Annotated in this window: 18 protein-coding genes and 2 riboswitches; of the genes, 9 read left to right on the top strand and 9 right to left on the bottom strand. The window is 70.5% G+C overall.

Going from position 1 to position 16,683, the window contains the following annotated elements; genetic code table 11:
* Positions 1–17 precede the first annotated feature (17 nt).
* On the top strand, positions 18–509 hold the full coding sequence (locus ACAG25_RS10040; protein ID WP_370488217.1) for an NUDIX domain-containing protein: 492 nt from the start codon (positions 18–20) through the stop codon (positions 507–509).
* On the opposite strand, the gene thiE is transcribed toward ACAG25_RS10040, so the two are convergent.
* On the bottom strand, positions 506–1,162 hold the full coding sequence (gene thiE, locus ACAG25_RS10035; RefSeq protein WP_370488216.1) for a thiamine phosphate synthase: 657 nt from the start codon (positions 1,160–1,162) through the stop codon (positions 506–508). The genes ACAG25_RS10040 and thiE overlap by 4 nt on opposite strands.
* A gap of 63 nt (positions 1,163–1,225) precedes the next feature.
* A riboswitch (TPP riboswitch) is annotated at positions 1,226–1,325 on the top strand.
* Here thiE and thiO point away from each other — a divergent pair.
* From thiO to ACAG25_RS09995, 8 genes are all read left to right on the top strand, one after another.
* Positions 1,316–2,380: a glycine oxidase ThiO gene (gene thiO / locus ACAG25_RS10030; protein WP_370488215.1), complete on the top strand. Its 1,065-nt coding sequence runs from the start codon at positions 1,316–1,318 to the stop codon at positions 2,378–2,380. Its footprint overlaps the riboswitch before it by 10 nt.
* A complete protein-coding gene (thiS, locus tag ACAG25_RS10025) occupies positions 2,377–2,574 on the top strand; it encodes a sulfur carrier protein ThiS (RefSeq protein ID WP_370488214.1) in 198 nt (65 codons plus the stop codon). Before thiO ends, thiS begins: the two co-directional genes overlap by 4 nt.
* Entirely contained in the window at positions 2,567–3,343 is a 777-nt protein-coding gene (locus tag ACAG25_RS10020) for a thiazole synthase (RefSeq protein ID WP_370488213.1), read from the top strand. The genes thiS and ACAG25_RS10020 overlap by 8 nt, the downstream gene beginning before the upstream one ends.
* Before the next feature lie 2 nt (positions 3,344–3,345).
* Positions 3,346–4,098: an SGNH/GDSL hydrolase family protein gene (locus ACAG25_RS10015; RefSeq protein WP_370488212.1), complete on the top strand. Its 753-nt coding sequence runs from the start codon at positions 3,346–3,348 to the stop codon at positions 4,096–4,098.
* Positions 4,095–5,000, top strand: coding sequence for an ABC transporter ATP-binding protein (locus tag ACAG25_RS10010; RefSeq protein WP_370488211.1), 906 nt, complete (start codon positions 4,095–4,097; stop codon positions 4,998–5,000). Before ACAG25_RS10015 ends, ACAG25_RS10010 begins: the two co-directional genes overlap by 4 nt.
* Complete coding sequence (locus tag ACAG25_RS10005; protein ID WP_370488210.1) at positions 4,997–5,746, top strand: ABC transporter permease; 750 nt, start codon at positions 4,997–4,999, stop codon at positions 5,744–5,746. Before ACAG25_RS10010 ends, ACAG25_RS10005 begins: the two co-directional genes overlap by 4 nt.
* A 76-nt stretch (positions 5,747–5,822) precedes the next feature.
* Positions 5,823–6,722, top strand: coding sequence for an alpha/beta fold hydrolase (locus ACAG25_RS10000; RefSeq protein ID WP_370488209.1), 900 nt, complete (start codon positions 5,823–5,825; stop codon positions 6,720–6,722).
* 4 nt (positions 6,723–6,726) lie between these two features.
* The gene (locus ACAG25_RS09995; RefSeq protein WP_370488208.1) at positions 6,727–8,238 is read left to right on the top strand and encodes a M20/M25/M40 family metallo-hydrolase; all 1,512 of its coding nucleotides are present in this window, start codon (positions 6,727–6,729) and stop codon (positions 8,236–8,238) included.
* A gap of 6 nt (positions 8,239–8,244) precedes the next feature.
* Here the strand turns inward: ACAG25_RS09995 and ACAG25_RS09990 are convergent, their stop codons facing one another.
* The 8 genes from ACAG25_RS09990 to ACAG25_RS09955 all read right to left on the bottom strand — a co-directional run bounded on the left by ACAG25_RS09990 (position 8,245) and on the right by ACAG25_RS09955 (position 16,681).
* Positions 8,245–9,546, bottom strand: coding sequence for a uracil-xanthine permease family protein (locus ACAG25_RS09990; protein ID WP_370488403.1), 1,302 nt, complete (start codon positions 9,544–9,546; stop codon positions 8,245–8,247).
* Positions 9,536–10,774, bottom strand: a complete 1,239-nt coding sequence (locus ACAG25_RS09985; RefSeq protein ID WP_370488402.1) for an APC family permease — start codon at positions 10,772–10,774, stop codon at positions 9,536–9,538. Before ACAG25_RS09985 ends, ACAG25_RS09990 begins: the two co-directional genes overlap by 11 nt.
* The gene (locus tag ACAG25_RS09980; RefSeq protein WP_370488207.1) at positions 10,771–11,037 is read right to left on the bottom strand and encodes a hypothetical protein; all 267 of its coding nucleotides are present in this window, start codon (positions 11,035–11,037) and stop codon (positions 10,771–10,773) included. Before ACAG25_RS09980 ends, ACAG25_RS09985 begins: the two co-directional genes overlap by 4 nt.
* Positions 11,038–11,044: 7 nt before the next feature.
* A complete protein-coding gene (locus ACAG25_RS09975; RefSeq protein WP_370488206.1) occupies positions 11,045–12,535 on the bottom strand; it encodes a flavin-containing monooxygenase in 1,491 nt (496 codons plus the stop codon).
* A gap of 30 nt (positions 12,536–12,565) precedes the next feature.
* Positions 12,566–13,186, bottom strand: coding sequence for an alpha/beta family hydrolase (locus ACAG25_RS09970; RefSeq protein ID WP_370488205.1), 621 nt, complete (start codon positions 13,184–13,186; stop codon positions 12,566–12,568).
* Positions 13,183–13,971: a bifunctional hydroxymethylpyrimidine kinase/phosphomethylpyrimidine kinase gene (thiD, locus tag ACAG25_RS09965; protein WP_370488401.1), complete on the bottom strand. Its 789-nt coding sequence runs from the start codon at positions 13,969–13,971 to the stop codon at positions 13,183–13,185. Before thiD ends, ACAG25_RS09970 begins: the two co-directional genes overlap by 4 nt.
* Before the next feature lie 44 nt (positions 13,972–14,015).
* Positions 14,016–15,608, bottom strand: coding sequence for a phosphomethylpyrimidine synthase ThiC (gene thiC, locus ACAG25_RS09960; protein WP_370488204.1), 1,593 nt, complete (start codon positions 15,606–15,608; stop codon positions 14,016–14,018).
* Positions 15,601–15,709, bottom strand: a riboswitch (TPP riboswitch). It overlaps the preceding gene by 8 nt.
* 156 nt (positions 15,710–15,865) lie before the next feature.
* Complete coding sequence (locus ACAG25_RS09955; protein WP_370488203.1) at positions 15,866–16,681, bottom strand: exodeoxyribonuclease III; 816 nt, start codon at positions 16,679–16,681, stop codon at positions 15,866–15,868.
* Positions 16,682–16,683 lie beyond the last annotated feature (2 nt).

Here is a 16,683-nt window from a genome sequence, read left to right as displayed (position 1 = left end):
TTCCCTATCCTGAACGCGTGCGCGGGGACGGTGACGGATGGGTGGTCTCTTCCAACGGTGCTGCCTACTGGGGCAGGCACGGCGCGGCGGGACTGCTGTTACGGGCCCCGCGACCGGACGGCACCGCAGCAGTGCTGCTGCAGCACCGCGCGCCGTGGAGCCATCAGGGCGGCACGTGGGGACTGCCCGGCGGCGCGCGTGACAGCCACGAGACCGCCGAGGAGGCGGCCATCCGCGAGGCGATCGAGGAAGCCGGCCTGCCGCCGGACCGTCTGACGGTGCGGACCACGGTGGTGACCGCCGAAGTCACCGGGTGGTCCTACACCACGGTCATCGCCGACGCCGACGAACTGCTCGACACCGTGCCCAACCGGGAGAGCGCCGAGCTGCGCTGGGTGGCCGAGGACGACGTCGCCGACCTGCCGCTGCACCCGGGTTTCGCGGCCAGTTGGGCGCGCCTGCGCGAGGTCGTCGCGTCGATCCCGCTGCCGATCGAGCGCCGCTCCTAGAGCGCGGCCCGCAGATCTGCCGCCGCCGCCCGGGGATCCTCGGCGCCGGTGATGGCGCGCACCACCACGACACGCTGCGCGCCGGCGGCCACCACCTCGGGCAAGGTCTGGGCGTCGATGCCGCCGATCGCGAACCACGGCTTGGCGGTGTCGCGCGCCGCCGCGGCGCGCACCAGGTCCAGGCCCGGCGCCGGCCGGCCCGGCTTGGTCGGCGTCGGCCAGCACGGGCCCACGCAGAAGTAGTCGACATCCTCGGCGATCGCGCGTTCGACCTGGTCGATGTCATGGGTCGACCGGCCGATCACCGTCGATCCGACGATTTCGCGGGCCACTGACAGCGGCAGGTCGTCCTGGCCCAGGTGCAGCACGTCGGCGCCGGCCGCCCGCGCGATGTCGGCGCGGTCGTTGGCGGCCAGCAGCGCCCCGTGGCGGCGCGCCGCGTCGGCGAGCACCTCGAGCGCCTCGAGTTCCTCCCGCGCCTCCAGTGGCCCGAACTTCTGCTCACCGGAGGAGTTCTTGTCGCGCAACTGGATGATGTCGACGCCGCCGGCCAGCGCCGCCTCCGCGAAATCGGCGAGGTCGCCCCGTTCGCGGCGGGCGTCGGTGCACAGGTACAGGCGGCAGGACTGGAGGCGGGACGCGGCGGCAGGCACAGCCCGAACGTTAGCCCGGCCCAGGCACGGTCAGTAGGCTGGTACCCGAACGACACCACCCACACGGGAGTCCCGGGTCCGGGGACTGAGAGTGAGCGCGCCGGCTCTGACCGTCACACCTGATCCGGGTCATGCCGGCGAAGGGAGGACCCCATGACCACCGCAGGTCCCGACTCGGCACGCGGGTCGCTGGCCGTCATCGGCGGCGGCGTCATCGGCCTGGCAGTCGCGCGCCGCGCCGCGCAGGACGGCTGGTCGGTCCGGGTGCACCGCGGCGACGGGCCGGCGGCGTCCTGGGTGGCCGGCGGGATGCTGGCCCCGCACAGCGAGGGCTGGCCCGGCGAGGAGCGTCTGCTGATGCTGGGCCTGGCGTCACTCCAGCTGTGGCGCAACGGATTTCTCGACGGCATGCCGGATGCGGTGGTCACCGCCCGCAGCTCACTGGTGGTCGCCGTCGACCGCGCGGACGCCCAGGACCTCCGGACGGTCGGGGAGTGGCTGTCCGCGCAGGGGCATCCGGTCTCGCTGACGACAGCCGCGCGTGACGTGGAACCGCTTCTGGCTCAGGGCATCCGGCACGGTTTCATCGCCGACACCGAACTCGCCGTCGACAACCGTGCCGTGGTGGCCGCGCTGGCCGCGCACTGCGAGCGGCTCGGCGTGACGTGGGTTGCGGCGGTGGAATCCCTCGACGACGCCGCCGACGCGGATGCGGTGGTGATCGCCAACGGCATCGACGCCCCGGCGCTGTGGCCGGGACTGGCGGTGCGTCCCGTCAAGGGCGAGGTCCTGCGGCTGCGGTGGCGACGTGGCTGTATGCCGGTGCCGCAGCGCGTGATTCGCGCCCGCGTCCACGGCCGGCAGGTGTACCTGGTGCCGCGCGCCGACGGCGTGGTGGTCGGTGCGACCCAGTACGAACACGGCCGCGATACCGCCCCGGCGGTGACCGGGGTGCGGGAACTGCTCGACGACGCGTGCGCGGTCATGCCCGCGCTGGGCGAATACGAACTCGCCGAGTGCGCCGCGGGTTTACGTCCGATGACACCGGACAACATGCCGCTGGTCGGGCGGCTCGACGACCGCACGCTGGTCGCGACGGGCCACGGCCGGTCCGGATTCCTGTTGGCGCCGTGGACCGCAGAGACGATCGCGGCGCACCTGCGTGGTGAAGAACTGGTCGACGACCAGTGGAGAACGAAAGTAGGAGTGACCTCGTGAAAGTCACAGTCAACGACGAAGCCGTCGACGTCGCCGAGAGCATCACCGTCGCGGCGCTGCTGGACCACCTCGGTTACCCGGAGAAGGGGATCGCGGTGGCGGTCGACTGGTCGGTGCTGCCGCGCTCGGAATGGGACACCGCCCTGGTCGACGGCGCGAAGGTGGAAGTGGTGGCGGCGGTGCAGGGTGGCTGAGTCCACCACGAAGGCCACCGCGAAACTCAGCATCGCCGGACGCGAGTTCGGGTCGCGGCTGATCCTCGGCACCGGCGGGGCCGCCAACCTCGCCGTCCTCGAAGAGGCGCTCGTCGCATCGGAGACCGAGCTGACCACCGTCGCGATGCGCCGCGTCGACGCCGACGGCGGCACCGGTGTCCTCGATCTGCTCACCAGGCTCGGCATCACCCCGCTGCCCAACACGGCCGGATGCCGCGGGGCGGCCGAAGCCGTGATGACCGCCCGCCTGGCCCGCGAAGCGCTGGGCACCGACTGGGTCAAGCTCGAGGTGATCGCCGACGAACGCACCCTGTTGCCCGACGCCGTCGAGCTGGTCCGCGCCGCCGAACAACTCGTCGACGACGGCTTCGTCGTGCTGCCTTACACCAACGACGACCCGGTACTGGCGCGGCGCCTCGAAGACACCGGGTGCGCCGCGGTGATGCCGCTGGGCTCGCCGATCGGCACCGGTCTGGGGATCTCCAACCCGCACAACATCGAGATGATCGTCGAGGCCGCCTCCGTGCCGGTCATCCTCGATGCCGGCATCGGCACCGCCAGCGACGCCGCCCTGGCGATGGAACTCGGCTGCGACGCCGTGCTTCTGGCCAGCGCGGTGACCCGCGCGGCCGACCCGCCGGCGATGGCCGCCGCCATGGCGGCCGCGGTGCGGGCCGGGCACCTGGCCCGGCAAGCGGGACGGATTCCCAAGCGGTTCTGGGCGCACGCCTCGAGCCCGGCGCTGTAGCGATGGATCATTATGTGGCGCTGGGCAGTTCGATGGCCGCCGGGCCCGGCATCCGGCCCCGCGCGCCGGGGTCGCCCCGCCGGGCGGGCCGGTCGGCGCGCAACTATCCGCACCTGGTCGCCGAGCGGCTCGGGCTGCATCTGGTCGACGTGACGTATTCCGGTGCCACCACCGCGCACGTGCTGACCGAACGCCAGAACGGCGCACCCCCGCAGGCCGACGCGCTCGACGGGTCGGAGACGCTGGTGACGGTCACGATCGGCGGCAACGACATCGGGTACGTGCCGATGCTGTTCGCGGCCGGGCTGCCCCGGTGGGTGCAGTCCATTCCGCTGGTGGGCGCCAAAATCCGCGATCTGCTCGACCCGCAGGTGCGTCAGCGCGCGATCGACGAGCTGGGGGAGTCGTTGATCGAGGTGGGGCAGACGCTGCGGGCGCGCGCACCGAAGGCGACCGTGCTGTTCGTCGACTACCTGACCTTCCTTCCCGACGAGCCGCCGCTCCGGGAGGCCGACGCTGCGCTGGCCCGTCACCTCGCCGAGCGTCTCGAACACCTGACCGCCGACGCCGCGTCCGCGACCGGCTGCGGGCTGGTGCGCGCCGGAGCCGCCAGCCGGGATCACCATGCGTGGTCGACCCGGCCGTGGACCACCCCGTTCGGCTGGCCGCTGCCCGGCCGGCCGGCGCCGCTGCACCCCAACGCCGCCGGTATGCGCGCGGTGGCCGACCTGGTGGTCTCGGCGGTCCGCGGATGATCGAGCTGCAGGAACTGACCAAGAACTACGGCCGCACCCGCGCCGTCGACGGACTGACCTGCACGGTCGAGCCCGGCGTGGTGACCGGCTTCCTCGGCCCCAACGGCGCCGGGAAGACCACCACGATGCGGATGATCCTCGGACTGGACCGACCCACCTCGGGTGCGGCCGTCATCGACGGACGGCGCTACCGCGACCTGACCGACCCGCTGCGCACCGTCGGCGCGCTGCTCGACGCGCGCCAGGTCCATCCGACCCGGTCGGTGCGCAACCACCTGCGCTGGGTCGCCGCCGCCAACGGGATCCCGCGGCGCCGCGTCGACGAGGTCCTCGAGATGGTCGGGCTCGGCGCCGTCGCCGGCGCGCGGGCCCGCACCCTGTCGCTGGGCATGGGCCAGCGGCTGGGTATCGCGGCCGCGCTGCTCGGCGATCCGTCGGTGCTGCTGTTCGACGAACCGGTCAACGGCCTCGACCCGGAGGGCATCCACTGGGTGCGCACCCTGATGCGCAGGCTCGCCGGCGAGGGCCGCACGGTGTTCGTGTCCAGCCATCTGCTCTCCGAGATGGCCGAGACCGCCGATCGGCTGATCGTGATCGGCCAGGGCCGCCTGATCGCGTCCACCACCGTCGCCGAGTTCCTCGACCGCTCCGGTGCGGCCGGCGTGCGGGTCCGCAGCCCCCAGCTGGCCGCACTGCGCTCGTTGCTCACCGCCGCCGGGCTGGCGGTGCGCGACGAACCCGACGCGTTGACCGTCGCCGACACCACCACCGACGCGGTGGGTGAGCTGGCCGGCCGACACAACGTCACCTTGTACGAGCTCACCGCGCTGCGGACGTCGCTGGAGCAGGCGTACCTGTCGTCCACCGAGGCGGTCACGCAGTATCGGGGCCGACGCGGATGACGCTCGTGCGCGCGCTCGACGCCGAGCGCATCAAGCTGCTCACCGTGCGCTCGACGTGGTGGTCCGCGGCCGTCGCGGCGGTGCTGAGCCTGGGGATCGCGGCGCTGCAGGCCTCGGTCGCCTACGACTACGAACGGCTGGACACCGCCACCGCGGCCATGGGCGTGGTGGTGTTCGGGGTGCCCGTGCTGATGGTGCTCTCGGCGATGACCCTGACCGGCGAATACCGGACCGACATGATCGCCACCACGTTCGCCGCGATGCCGCGCCGGACGGTGGTGATGGCCGCCAAAGCCGTTGTCGCCGCAGGGTTCTCCGTCCTGGTCGCCGTGGTCATGGTGTTGGGGGCCACGGTGGTGGCCAAGACGGTCGCCCCGCCGCAGGTGGGTCGCGACATCACCGACGACCTCTGGTCCACCGCGCTCGGGGTGGGGCTGTATGCCGGACTGGCCGCGGTGCTCGGCATCGGTGTCGCCGGGCTGGTACGGCACACCGCCGGAGCCGTCGCGGCGCTGCTGCTCTGGCCGCTGCTGATCGAGCCGTTGCTGGGGAACCTGCCCGGCCGCGGCCCGCAGATCGGCCCGTACCTGCCGTTCGCCAACATGTACCGCTACCTCGACATCTCGTGGCTGTTCCCGACCTACGTCATCCCGTGGGGCCCAGCCGGATCGCTGCTGTACTTCACGGCGGTGGTGGCGGTGGTGTTCGCCGCCGCGGTCGTCGTGGTGTCCCGGCGCGACGCCTGACGTGTCCGGTGACAGGTGAGAAGGACCACTACACTGCCGGTGGCCGAGCCCGCCGCGACGAAAGGCTGACGACGACGTGACCACGCCCCAGAGGTTGTCGCTGACGCTGCCCCATCTCGAGGTCGCCGCCCTGGCGTGGGGACCCGAGGACGGGCGGCTGGCGCTGTGTCTGCACGGCTTCCCGGACAGCGCGTGGGGCTGGGGCCGTCTGGCTCCGCTGCTCGCCGAGCAGGGACTGCGCGTGGTGGCGCCGTTCATGCGCGGCTACGCGCCCACCGGTCCGGCCGCCGACGGCGACTATCACATCGGTGCATTGATGTACGACGCCCTGGCGGTGTACCGCCACCTCGGCGCCCCCGACGACGCGATCCTCATCGGTCACGACTGGGGCGCGTTCGCCAGTAACGGCATCGCCGCCCATCCCGAATCGCCGTTCGCCAAACACGTCTCGCTGGCGGTCCCCCCGGTGGCCGCGATCAACCGGACCCGCGGACCTGCCGCCCGTGCGCTGCAGATGCTGCCGCGGCAACTCCGCAACAGCTGGTACATCCAGTTCTTCCAGGTGCCCGGCGTACCGGAACGCGTGCTGCCGCGCGTCATCCGGCGACTCTGGCGGGACTGGGGTCCGCCGGGATACGACACCGACGCCGAACTCGAGGCGGCGCTGGCCGCGCTGCCCAGCCTCGCGCACCGGCAGGCCGCGGTCGGGTACTACCGCGCGCTGGTGCGGCCCGGCCGCCCGCTGGTGCGGTACGCCGAGTTGCACTCGCACCGTTTCGCGTTGCCGCGCGTACCGATCCTGCACATGCACGGTGAGCAGGACGGCGCGATGCTGGCCGAGTACTCCCAGCCGATCACGTCGGTGCTGCCGCCGGGCAGCCGTGTGCAGTTCGTGCCGGCAGCCGGGCATTTCCTGCAGATCGAACGTCCCGACGTGGTCGCGACGGCAATCTTGGACTTCGTGCGGCCGCGCTAACGTGGTGGCCGTGACCCGGACGAAACTGGCGCTCGGCGTACTGGCCGTCGTGGCCTTGACGATCGGTGGCTGTAACCGGGACGCCGAGCGCCCGGTGGCGGTGCCCTCCCCGAACCCCGCGGCGGCGGTCGGCTTTGCCGAGGACTTGGCGGGCCGGGTCACCGCCGACGCGACCATGGCCCATCTGCAGCGCCTGCAGGAGATCGCCGACGAGCACGACGGCAACCGCGCGCTGGGTACGCCCGGCTACGATGCCAGCGTCGACTATGTGGTGGAAGCGTTGCAGGGCAAAGGTTTTCAGGTGCAGACACCGGATTTCGAGGTGCGGCTGCCGTGGGCCGACGAACCGGCGGTGAGGGTCGCCGACGCCGAGGTCAAGGCCCGACCGATGGAGTTCACCATCGGCACGCCCCCGGACGGGGTGTCGGGACCGCTGGTGGCGGCACCGGCCGAGGACACCCCGGGATGCACCGTCGACGACTACGACGGCCTGCCGGTGCAAGGGGCGGTGGTGCTGGTCGACCGCGGTTCCTGCCCGTTCGGCGCGAAACAGGCCGTCGCCGCCGAGCGCGGAGCGGTCGCGCTTATCGTCGCCGACAACACGAACCCCGACGAACTCGCCGGAGGCACCCTCGGTGAAGGCACCGACGTGAAGATCCCCGTGGTGGGTGTCGGCAAGACCGCCGGAGCCGACTTGCGGGCGCAGCCAGACGCGCCGGTGACGATCACGATGAACGCCGGGGTGCGAACCGAACGCACCCGCAACGTGATCGCCCAGACGAGAACGGGTTCGACCACCGACGTGGTGGTGGTCGGTGCCCACCTCGACGGGGTGGCCGACGGCCCCGGCATCAACGACAACGGCTCCGGGGTGGCCGCAGTCCTGGAGACCGCGCTTCAGCTCGGCAGCTCCCCGGACGTGGCCAACGCGGTCCGATTCGCGTTCTGGGGCGCCGAGGAGAACGGGCTGCTGGGTTCGGAGAACTACGTGGCATCGCTGGACGCCGAGCGGCTCAAAGACATTGCGATGTACCTGAACTTCGACATGATCGGGTCACCGAACCCCGGCTACTTCACCTACGACGGCGACCTGTCCGCGCGCCCGGACCCGCAGCTACCGGTCCTGCGTATCCCCGAAGGCTCCGCCGGCATCGAGCGCACACTGGTCGAATACCTCGACGGCGCCGGCAAACCGGCGCGCGACACCTTCTTCGACGGGCGTTCGGACTACGAAGCGTTCATCCGCGCCGGAATCCCCGCCGGCGGACTGTTCTCCGGCGCCGGCGAGGAGATGAGCCCCGAGCAGGCCGACCTGTGGGGTGGGCGGGCCGGCGAGCCGTTCGACCCGAACTACCACAAGGACACCGACACCTCCGACGCCGTCAACCGCACCGCGATGGAGGTCCACGGCAGCGGCGTCGGCTACGTCGTCGGCCTCTATGCGAAGAACCAGCGCGGACGCAACGGAATCCCGGTCCGGGCCGACCGCACCCGCCACACACTCACCGAGTCCTGACCGACCTCAGGGATTCTCGGCGGTCTGCGCCGCGCGGCGTGCGGGACGGTCCGACGGGCGGTACCCGAGCAACCGCATGCCGTGGTAGATCACCAGCGCGGCGATGGAGCCCAACGCGATCCCGGTGAACGTGAGGCTGCCTGCCCGCCACGTGAAGTCGGCGATCCCGATGATCAGCGGCACGGCCGCGGTCATCTGGTTGATCGGCTTGCCGAAGTCGATCCGGTTGGTCAGCCAGATACGCACCCCGAGGATCCCGACCAGGCCGTAGAGCACGACGGTGGCGCCGCCGAGAACCCCGGCCGGGATGGCGACGATGACCGCACCCACCTTGGGGCACAACGACAAAGCGATGGCCACGGCCGCCGCCACCCAGTACGCGGCCGTCGAGTAGACGCGGGTCGCGGCCATCACGCCGATGTTCTCCGCGTAGGTGGTGGTCGCCGAACCGCCGCCGAAACCGGCCAAGGTGGTGGCCACCCCGTCGGCCGCCAGCGCGCGACCCATCAACGGATCCATGTCGGTGCGGGTCATCTGCCCGACCGATTTGACGTGGCCGATGTTCTCCGCGATCAACGCGATCACCGCGGGCAGGAACATGGGCAGCACGCCGAGGGTGAACGTCGGCGCCTGGAACTCCGGCAACCCGAACCACGCCGCCTCCGAGATCCCGCTGGTGTCGACCTCGCCGAGCGCGAGCGCCAGCAGGTACGCGGCGGCGACGGCCACGAAGATGGCCAGCCGGCCGATCATCCCGCGGAAGAACGCCAGCGCGCCGACCAGCAGCACCAGCGTCACCATCCCGAGCAGCGGCCCCTCCTCGAAGTTGGTCTTGGCCACCGGTGCGAGGTTGAAGCCGATCAGCGCGACGACCGCGCCCGTGACCACCGGCGGCAACGCCAGGTCCAGCCAACGGGTGCCCACCAGGTGCACGATCGCGCCGATCAGGATCAGCACCAGGCCGACCGCGACGATGCCGCCCAACGCGCTGCCGGTGCCGTCGGAGGCCACCGCCGCCACCACGGGCGCGATGACCGAGAAGCTGGACCCGAGATAGCTGGGCAGCCGGTTGCCGGTGATCAGCAGGAACAGCACGGTTCCCACCCCGGAGAACAGCAGCGTCGTCGCGGGCGGGAAGCCGGTCAGGACCGGGACCAGGAAGGTGGCCCCGAACATCGCGACGACGTGCTGGGCGCCCAGACCGATGGTGCGCGGCCAGCTCAGCCGCTCGTCGGGCGCGACGACGAAGTCGGTGTCGGTGCGGGACTCGACGGGTTTCCAGGTGAGCACGAAGCGACTACACACCATCGGCGCGGGCGCCGCCACTCAGGTAGACGATCATCCCCACGGCCACCACCGCGACTCCGGCGATCACCGCCGACCACGGCAGCGTGAACGCGAGAACCACGCATCCTGCGAACCCGATCGCCGGCACGATACGACGGGTTCCCAGCGTCCAGGCCGAGGCGTTGGTGACCGCGTAGTACAACAGCACCCCGAACGAGGAGAACCCGATCACCGCCCGCACATCGGCGAGCGCGGTGATCACGGCGACCACGCCGCCGATGACCAGCTGTGCACGCTGGGGGCTGCCGTGCCGCGCGTCGACCTGGGCCAGCGCGGACGGAAGATGGCGGTCCCGGGCCATCGCCAACGTCGTCCGGGACACCCCGAGCAGCAGCGCCAGCAGCGCCCCCAGCGCACCGACGGCCGCCCCGAGGGTGACCACGACGCCGAACTCGGGCACGGAGGTGGCCGACACCGCCGCGACCAACGGCGCGTCCGACTCGGCCAGACGCCGGCTGCCCAGCGCGGCGAGTACCGCCACGGCGACCACCGCGTAGACGACGAGCGCGACCCCCAGTGCCCACACCACCGCCGACGGGATGGTCCGCGCCGGGTCGCGCACCTCCTCGCCGAGGGTTGCGATGCGCGCGTATCCGGCGAACGCGAAGAACATCAGCCCGGCGGCCTGCAGCACCCCGTAGGTGGAGACGTCATGGGGCACCAGGTGCGACACCTCGGCGTCGCCGAAGCCGAGGACCGTGATCACCACACCCGCCAGCACGGCCAGCACGAACGCCACCATCCACCGCGTCACGGCCGCTGAGCGATGCACCCCGGCGCAGCCCAGCGCGGTCAACACCAGCACCGCCACGACCGCCACCGCCCGGGCCTGCTCGGGCCACACGTAGTGCCCGACGGTCAACGCCATCGCCGCGCACGACGCCGTCTTGCCGACGATGAAGCTCCAGCCCGCGGTGTGCCCCCAGAACGGGCCGAGTCGTTCGGTGCCGTAGACGTAGGTGCCACCCGAGCGCGGATAGCGCACCGCCAACCGGGCCGAGGACAGCCCGTTGCACACCGCCACCGATGCGGCTAAGGCCAGCGCGATCAGCAACGCGGGCCCGGCCGCCGCCGCGGCGGGTGCGAGCACCACGAAGATGCCGGCACCGACCATCGATCCGACACCGAAGGTGGCGGCGTCGAAGGTGCCCAGCCGGCGCGGCAGCGCCGGTTGCGGGTCGCTGCTCAGCGGTTGCGCGCCACGTTGGCGCCGAGATACAGCAGGTAGGCGACCAGGCCGGCCAGCGCGAACTTACGGGTCTGCGGTGCAGCGATACCCAGACCGACGGCGGTCTCGATCGCGCCGTCGATGTAGATGTGCTTGCGGGTGTCGGTCGGGAACGCCGGCTCGGTCAGCTTCTGGTAGAGCTGCGGGGCGATGAAGTGCGACAGCCCGGCGGCGGCCAGTACCAGACCGGCGATGGTGGCAGGGCGCGAATGCTGTTGTGGCACAGTTCTCCTAGGTGAGGTGGTAATCGCTGAGCGGGAACGTCGAAGCTTCGGAGATCGCGTCCTGCGTCGACATCGGTCGCAGCAGGCTCGGTTCGCCGTGCGGATTGAAATAGTACGACCGCGACGTCGCGCAGTTGCCCAGCGTCCACAGCGAGTCGCCGAGCAGTTCGGTCATCCGGTCCAGGTAGGCGCTGTTGGCTTCCTCGGTGACCTCGAACGTGGTGGCGCCGCGGCGCTGCAGCTCACCGAAAAGCCGGTCCATCAAACGCATCTGGTACTCCATGGAGTTGAAGAAGTTCAACCCCAGGAACGCATACGGGCTGGCCAGGCTCAGATAGTTGGGGAAATAGGGCATCGACACGCCCTGATAGGCCTGGAACCGGTTCTCCCGCCACCACTTTCCGAGGTTGCGGCCGTCGCGGCCGATGACCTCGATGGCCGGGAAGTTGGCTTCCCACAGGTCGAACCCGGTGGCCAGCACCAGGGTGTCGATCACGGTCTTGGTGCCGTCGGCATTGACGATGCCGTCGGCGGTGATGTGGTCGATGCCGTCGCTCTGCAGGTGCACGTGCGGCTTGGTGAACGTGCGGAAGTAACTGTTGGAGAACGTCGGTCGTTTACATCCGATGTCGTAGTCGGGGGTCAGACGCCGCCGCAGGTCCTTGTCCCGGACCTGGATGAACTGGTTGATCTTGCACAGGTCCATCGCCGAGATGTTCAACCGGCGAAACAGCGGCACCTTGTAGTGCACGACGCCGATATTGATCATCGCCTCGTAGATGGTGTCGGTGATCGCGCGCAGGACGCGCTGCGTCCAGGGCAGCCGCGCGAACAGCCGCTTGGTGCGATCCGAGATCCGGAAGTCCAACTTGGGTGCCACCCAGATGGGGGTGCGCTGGTACACCGTCAGGTCGGCGGCGGTCTTGGCCAGTTCGGGGATCAGCTGCACGGCGGTGGCGCCGGTGCCGATCACCGCGATGCGTTCGCCGTCCGGCCGATAGGTGTCGTCCCACTCGGTGGTGTGCACCACCTTGCCCGCGAAGTCCTCGATGCCGGGAATGTCGGGCAGCTTGGGTTGAGACAGGAACCCGGTCGCGGTGATCAGGAACTGCGCGGTCAGCTCCGGGCCGTCGGAGACGTTGACCCGCCACACCCCGGCCTCGGGGTCCCAGCGGGCGCCGTCGACGGTGGTGTTGAACCGGATGTGGCGACGGACGTCGTACTTGTCGGCCACCGAGTCGGCGTACTGCTTGATCTCCGTGCCGGTGGAGAACAGCCGCGACCAGTTCGGGTTGGGCTCGAAGTAGTAGGAGTACGTGGTGGTCGGCACGTCGACGGCCAGACCGGGGTAGTGGTTGACGTGCCAGGTGCCGCCGAGGTCGTCCTCGCGGTCGAGGATCACGAAGTTCTGGTATCCCATGCGTTTGAGCTGGATCGCGGCGCCGATACCGGCGAACCCCGCCCCCACGATGAGCGCGTCGAAATGCTCCGAAGGCATGGAGAAACGGTACCCGAGGTCCGGGGAACCTCAGTCCAGCAGGCCCAGTGCGGCCTCGACGGCCAGCGCCGGTACGTCGAGTTTCGTCGACGCGAGGTCGTGTCGGGCGCCGGTGACCTCGACGATCCGGGTGGGCGCGGCGATCAGCCCGGCGGCCGGACGCAGTTCGTCGAGCGTGCCGAACGGGTCGGAGGTGCCGTGGGTGAACACCGTCGGCACGCCGATCCGGGGCAGATGCTCGGTGCGGGCGCGTTCCGGCTTGCCCGGCGGGTGCAGCGGATAGGAGAACAGCGTCAACACGTCGACGTCGAGGCCGTCGGCGACCGCCATCGACGTCAGCCGCCCACCGTAGGAGTGCCCGCCCGCGACGACCGGCCCGGCGGCCATCGCGCGCACGACCGCAACCGCCTCGACGATCCCGGCCTGATCGGCCGCCGCCGACCCGGACGGTGGTCCTTTCGGGCGGCGCCGCCGGTAGGGCAGGTTGTAGCGCACCGCGAGCCACCCGCGTCGCGCCCACTCGTCGCACAGCGCGGTCAACATCGCCGACTCTCGGCTGCCGCCGGCGCCGTGGGTCAGCGCGACCACACCGGTCGGGGTGCCGGCCGGTTCGTGGGCGACGCCGGCGATCGTGTCCAGGTCGCTGGTCATTCGCCGAGCCGGAACAGCGCCGACACCGGGCCGTGGCCCTGGCCCAACGGGTAGGCCGCCTTCAGGCACTCGGTGACCCACCGCTTTCCGAAGGCGACTGCCTCGGGCACCGGGTAGCCGTGCGCCAGTGCGCCCGCGGTGGCCGCCGCCAGCGTGTCCCCGGCGCCGTGGTCGTGAGGCGTGTCGATGCGCACCGCGTCGAACTCGTGGAAATCGGTGCCGTCGAACAACAAATCCGGACTGTGCGCCGACGACCGCAGGTGCCCGCCCTTCACCAACGCCCACCGCGGACCCATGTCGTGCAGCGCACGGGCGGCCGCACGCTGGGTGTCCGCGTCGATCACCTCGATCCCGGTGAGCAGACGCACCTCGTCGAGATTCGGCGTCACCAGGGTGGCCAGCGGGAACAACCGCGACTTCAACGAGTCCAGCGCGCTGGGATGCAGCAGCGGATCCCCGTGCATCGAGGCGCACACCGGATCCACCACCAGCGGGACGTGATCTGCCAGGCCTGCCTGCTCCCACGCCCCGGCGACGGTGTCGATGATCTCGGCCGAGGCCAGCATGCCGGTCTTGGCGGCCTGCAGTCCGATGTCGGAGGCCACCGCCTCGATCTGTCCCGCGATGACATCGCGCGGAATCTCGTGAAAACCCCTGACGCCCAAGGAGTTCTGCACCGTCACGGCGGTCACGGCGACCAGCCCGTGCAACCCCAGCATCGCGAAGGTCCGCAGATCGGCCTGGATGCCGGCGCCGCCGCCGGAGTCCGATCCGGCGATGGTCATCACCCGCAGCGGGGTCTGACCCGGTGGCGTCAGCGGCAGGCGGTTCACGGTGTCACCACCGGCAGGTACACCCGGTTGCCGGCTTCGGCGAACTCTCGCGCCTTGTCGGCCATGCCCTGCTCGTAGATCTGCTGCTGGTAGGTGTCGCGCACCTCGTGGCTGATCCGCATCGAGCAGAACTTCGGGCCGCACATCGAGCAGAAGTGTGCGGTCTTGGCCGGGGCCGCGGGCAGCGTCTCGTCGTGGTAAGCGCGGGCGGTGTCGGGGTCCAGCGACAGGTGGAACTGGTCTTCCCACCGGAACTCGAAGCGGGCTCGCGACAGTGCGTCGTCGCGCTGCTGGGCCCGCGGGTGCCCCTTCGCGAGATCGGCTGCGTGGGCGGCGATCTTGTATGCGATCACACCGTCCTTGACGTCCTTGCGGTTGGGCAGGCCCAGGTGTTCCTTCGGTGTGACGTAACACAGCATCGCGGTGCCGGCCTGGGCGATCATCGCGGCACCGATGGCCGAGGTGATGTGGTCGTAGGCCGGGGCGATGTCGGTGGCCAGCGGGCCCAGCGTGTAGAACGGCGCCTCGTCGCACCACTGCTCCTCGAGCCGGACGTTCTCGACGATCTTGTGCATCGGGACGTGGCCGGGACCCTCGATCATCACCTGCACGCCATGGGATCTCGCGATCTTGGTCAGTTCGCCGAGGGTGCGGAGTTCGGCGAACTGCGCCTCGTCGTTGGCGTCGGCGATCGATCCCGGCCGCAGTCCGTCGCCGAGGGAGAACGTGACGTCGTAGCGGGCGAGGATCTCGCAGAGTTCCTCGAAGTGGGTGTAGAGGAACGACTCCCGGTGATGTGCCAGACACCAGGCCGCCATGATGGACCCGCCGCGCGACACGATCCCGGTGACCCGGTCGACGGTCAGCGGGATGTGGCGCAGCAGCACCCCGGCGTGCACGGTCATGTAGTCGACGCCCTGTTCGCACTGCTCGATCACGGTGTCGCGGTACAGTTCCCACGTCAACGCCACCGGGTCGCCGTCGCACTTCTCCAGTGCCTGGTAGATCGGTACGGTGCCGACCGGTACCGGGGAGTTGCGCAGGATCCATTCGCGGGTGGTGTGGATGTCGCGGCCGGTGGACAGGTCCATGATGGTGTCCGCGCCCCAGCGGGTGGCCCACACCATCTTGTCGACCTCCTCGGCGATCGACGACGACACCGCCGAATTGCCGATGTTGGCATTGATCTTCACCGCGAACGCCTTGCCGATGATCATCGGTTCGGCCTCGGGGTGGCGGTGGTTGGCGGGGATGACCGCCCGCCCGCGGGCGACCTCGTCACGCACGAGTTCGGCTGCCACGCCTTCACGTTCGGCGATGAACGCCATCTCCGCGGTGATCTCGCCGGCGCGGGCGCGCTGCAGCTGGGTGCCGCGGTCGGTGACGACGGTCCGGCGCGGCAGACCGGCCTCGAGGTCGATGACGGCGTCGTCGTCGGTGTACGGGCCGGAGGTGTCGTACAGATCGAGGTGTTCGCCGGTGCTCAGGTGTACGCGGCGGAACGGTACCCGCGCCTCGCCGCGGTAGATCTTGCTGCTGCCCGCGATCGGGCCGGTGGTGACAGTGGGTGTGCTGTGGACGCCAGACATTTCGGCCTCTCCCTACGCCGGCATTACCCGGTCAGGTTCGTACGGTCGACGGGTCTACCCGTCCTCTCAGCGCGTTACGACGCGCTCCCGCGTGGTGGACGGGTGACACGCTAGCGCAGGGGAGTGGGAGAGGGGAAGGGGAAGCGGCGGTTGTCTTCGCCGAACGTGCGCTCAGGGCGGGATTCGGGCCGATTTTCCGCCGACGATGCACGCTCGGCGAGCGCGGAATTCGGCTCGCGGACCGGAGATTTCGGTCGCTACCGCAGCGTCACCAGGACCGGGGCGTGGTCGCTCGGCGAGCCTACCCGGTTCTTGCCGGTCTTGCGCTCGTCGCGGACGATCTCGGCGTGCTCGACGCGTTCGGCCAGCGCGGGCGAGCCCAGGATGAAGTCGATGCGCATGCCCCGGTTCTTCGGGAACCGCAGCTGCGTGTAGTCCCAGTAGGTGAAGACATCCGGTCCGGGGGTGTAGGGGCGGACGACGTCGGTGTAGCCGGTCGCGACGATCGCCTCGAATGCGCTGCGTTCGGGTTCGGTGACGTGGGTGCTGTGCTGGTAGAACTCCACACTCCACACGTCCTCGTCGGTGGGGGCGATGTTCCAGTCGCCCACCAGGGCGATGGGCGACGACGGATCGTCTTTCAACCATCCGGCGGCCGTGTCCCGTAGTGCGGCAAGCCATTCCAATTTGTACCGGTAGTGCGGGGAGTCCACCGTGCGGCCGTTGGGCACATACAGGCTCCACACCCGCACCCCGGCACACGTGGCGCCCAGCGCGCGAGCCTCCGCGGCGCCCTCGATCTCGGGTTTGTCGCTCCAGGTCGGTTGGCCGGCGAACCCGACCTCGACGTCGTCGATGCCGACCCGCGACGCGATGGCCACGCCGTTCCACTGGTTGAACCCGCAGTGCACCACCTCGTAACCGAGCGCGGCGAACGGCATGGTCGGGAACTGGTCGTCGGAGCACTTCGTCTCCTGCATCGCCAGCACGTCGACGTCGGCGCGGGACAGCCAGTCGGTGACCCGGTCCACCCGGGCGCGGATCGAGTTGACGTTCCAGGTGGCCAGACGCATGG

The sequence above is a fragment of the Mycobacterium sp. pV006 genome, assembly GCF_041287115.1.
Lineage (GTDB): Bacteria > Actinomycetota > Actinomycetes > Mycobacteriales > Mycobacteriaceae > Mycobacterium.
The sequence above is the reverse complement of the archived record's forward strand: the minus strand, read 5'-3'. Positions and strand labels throughout refer to the sequence as shown.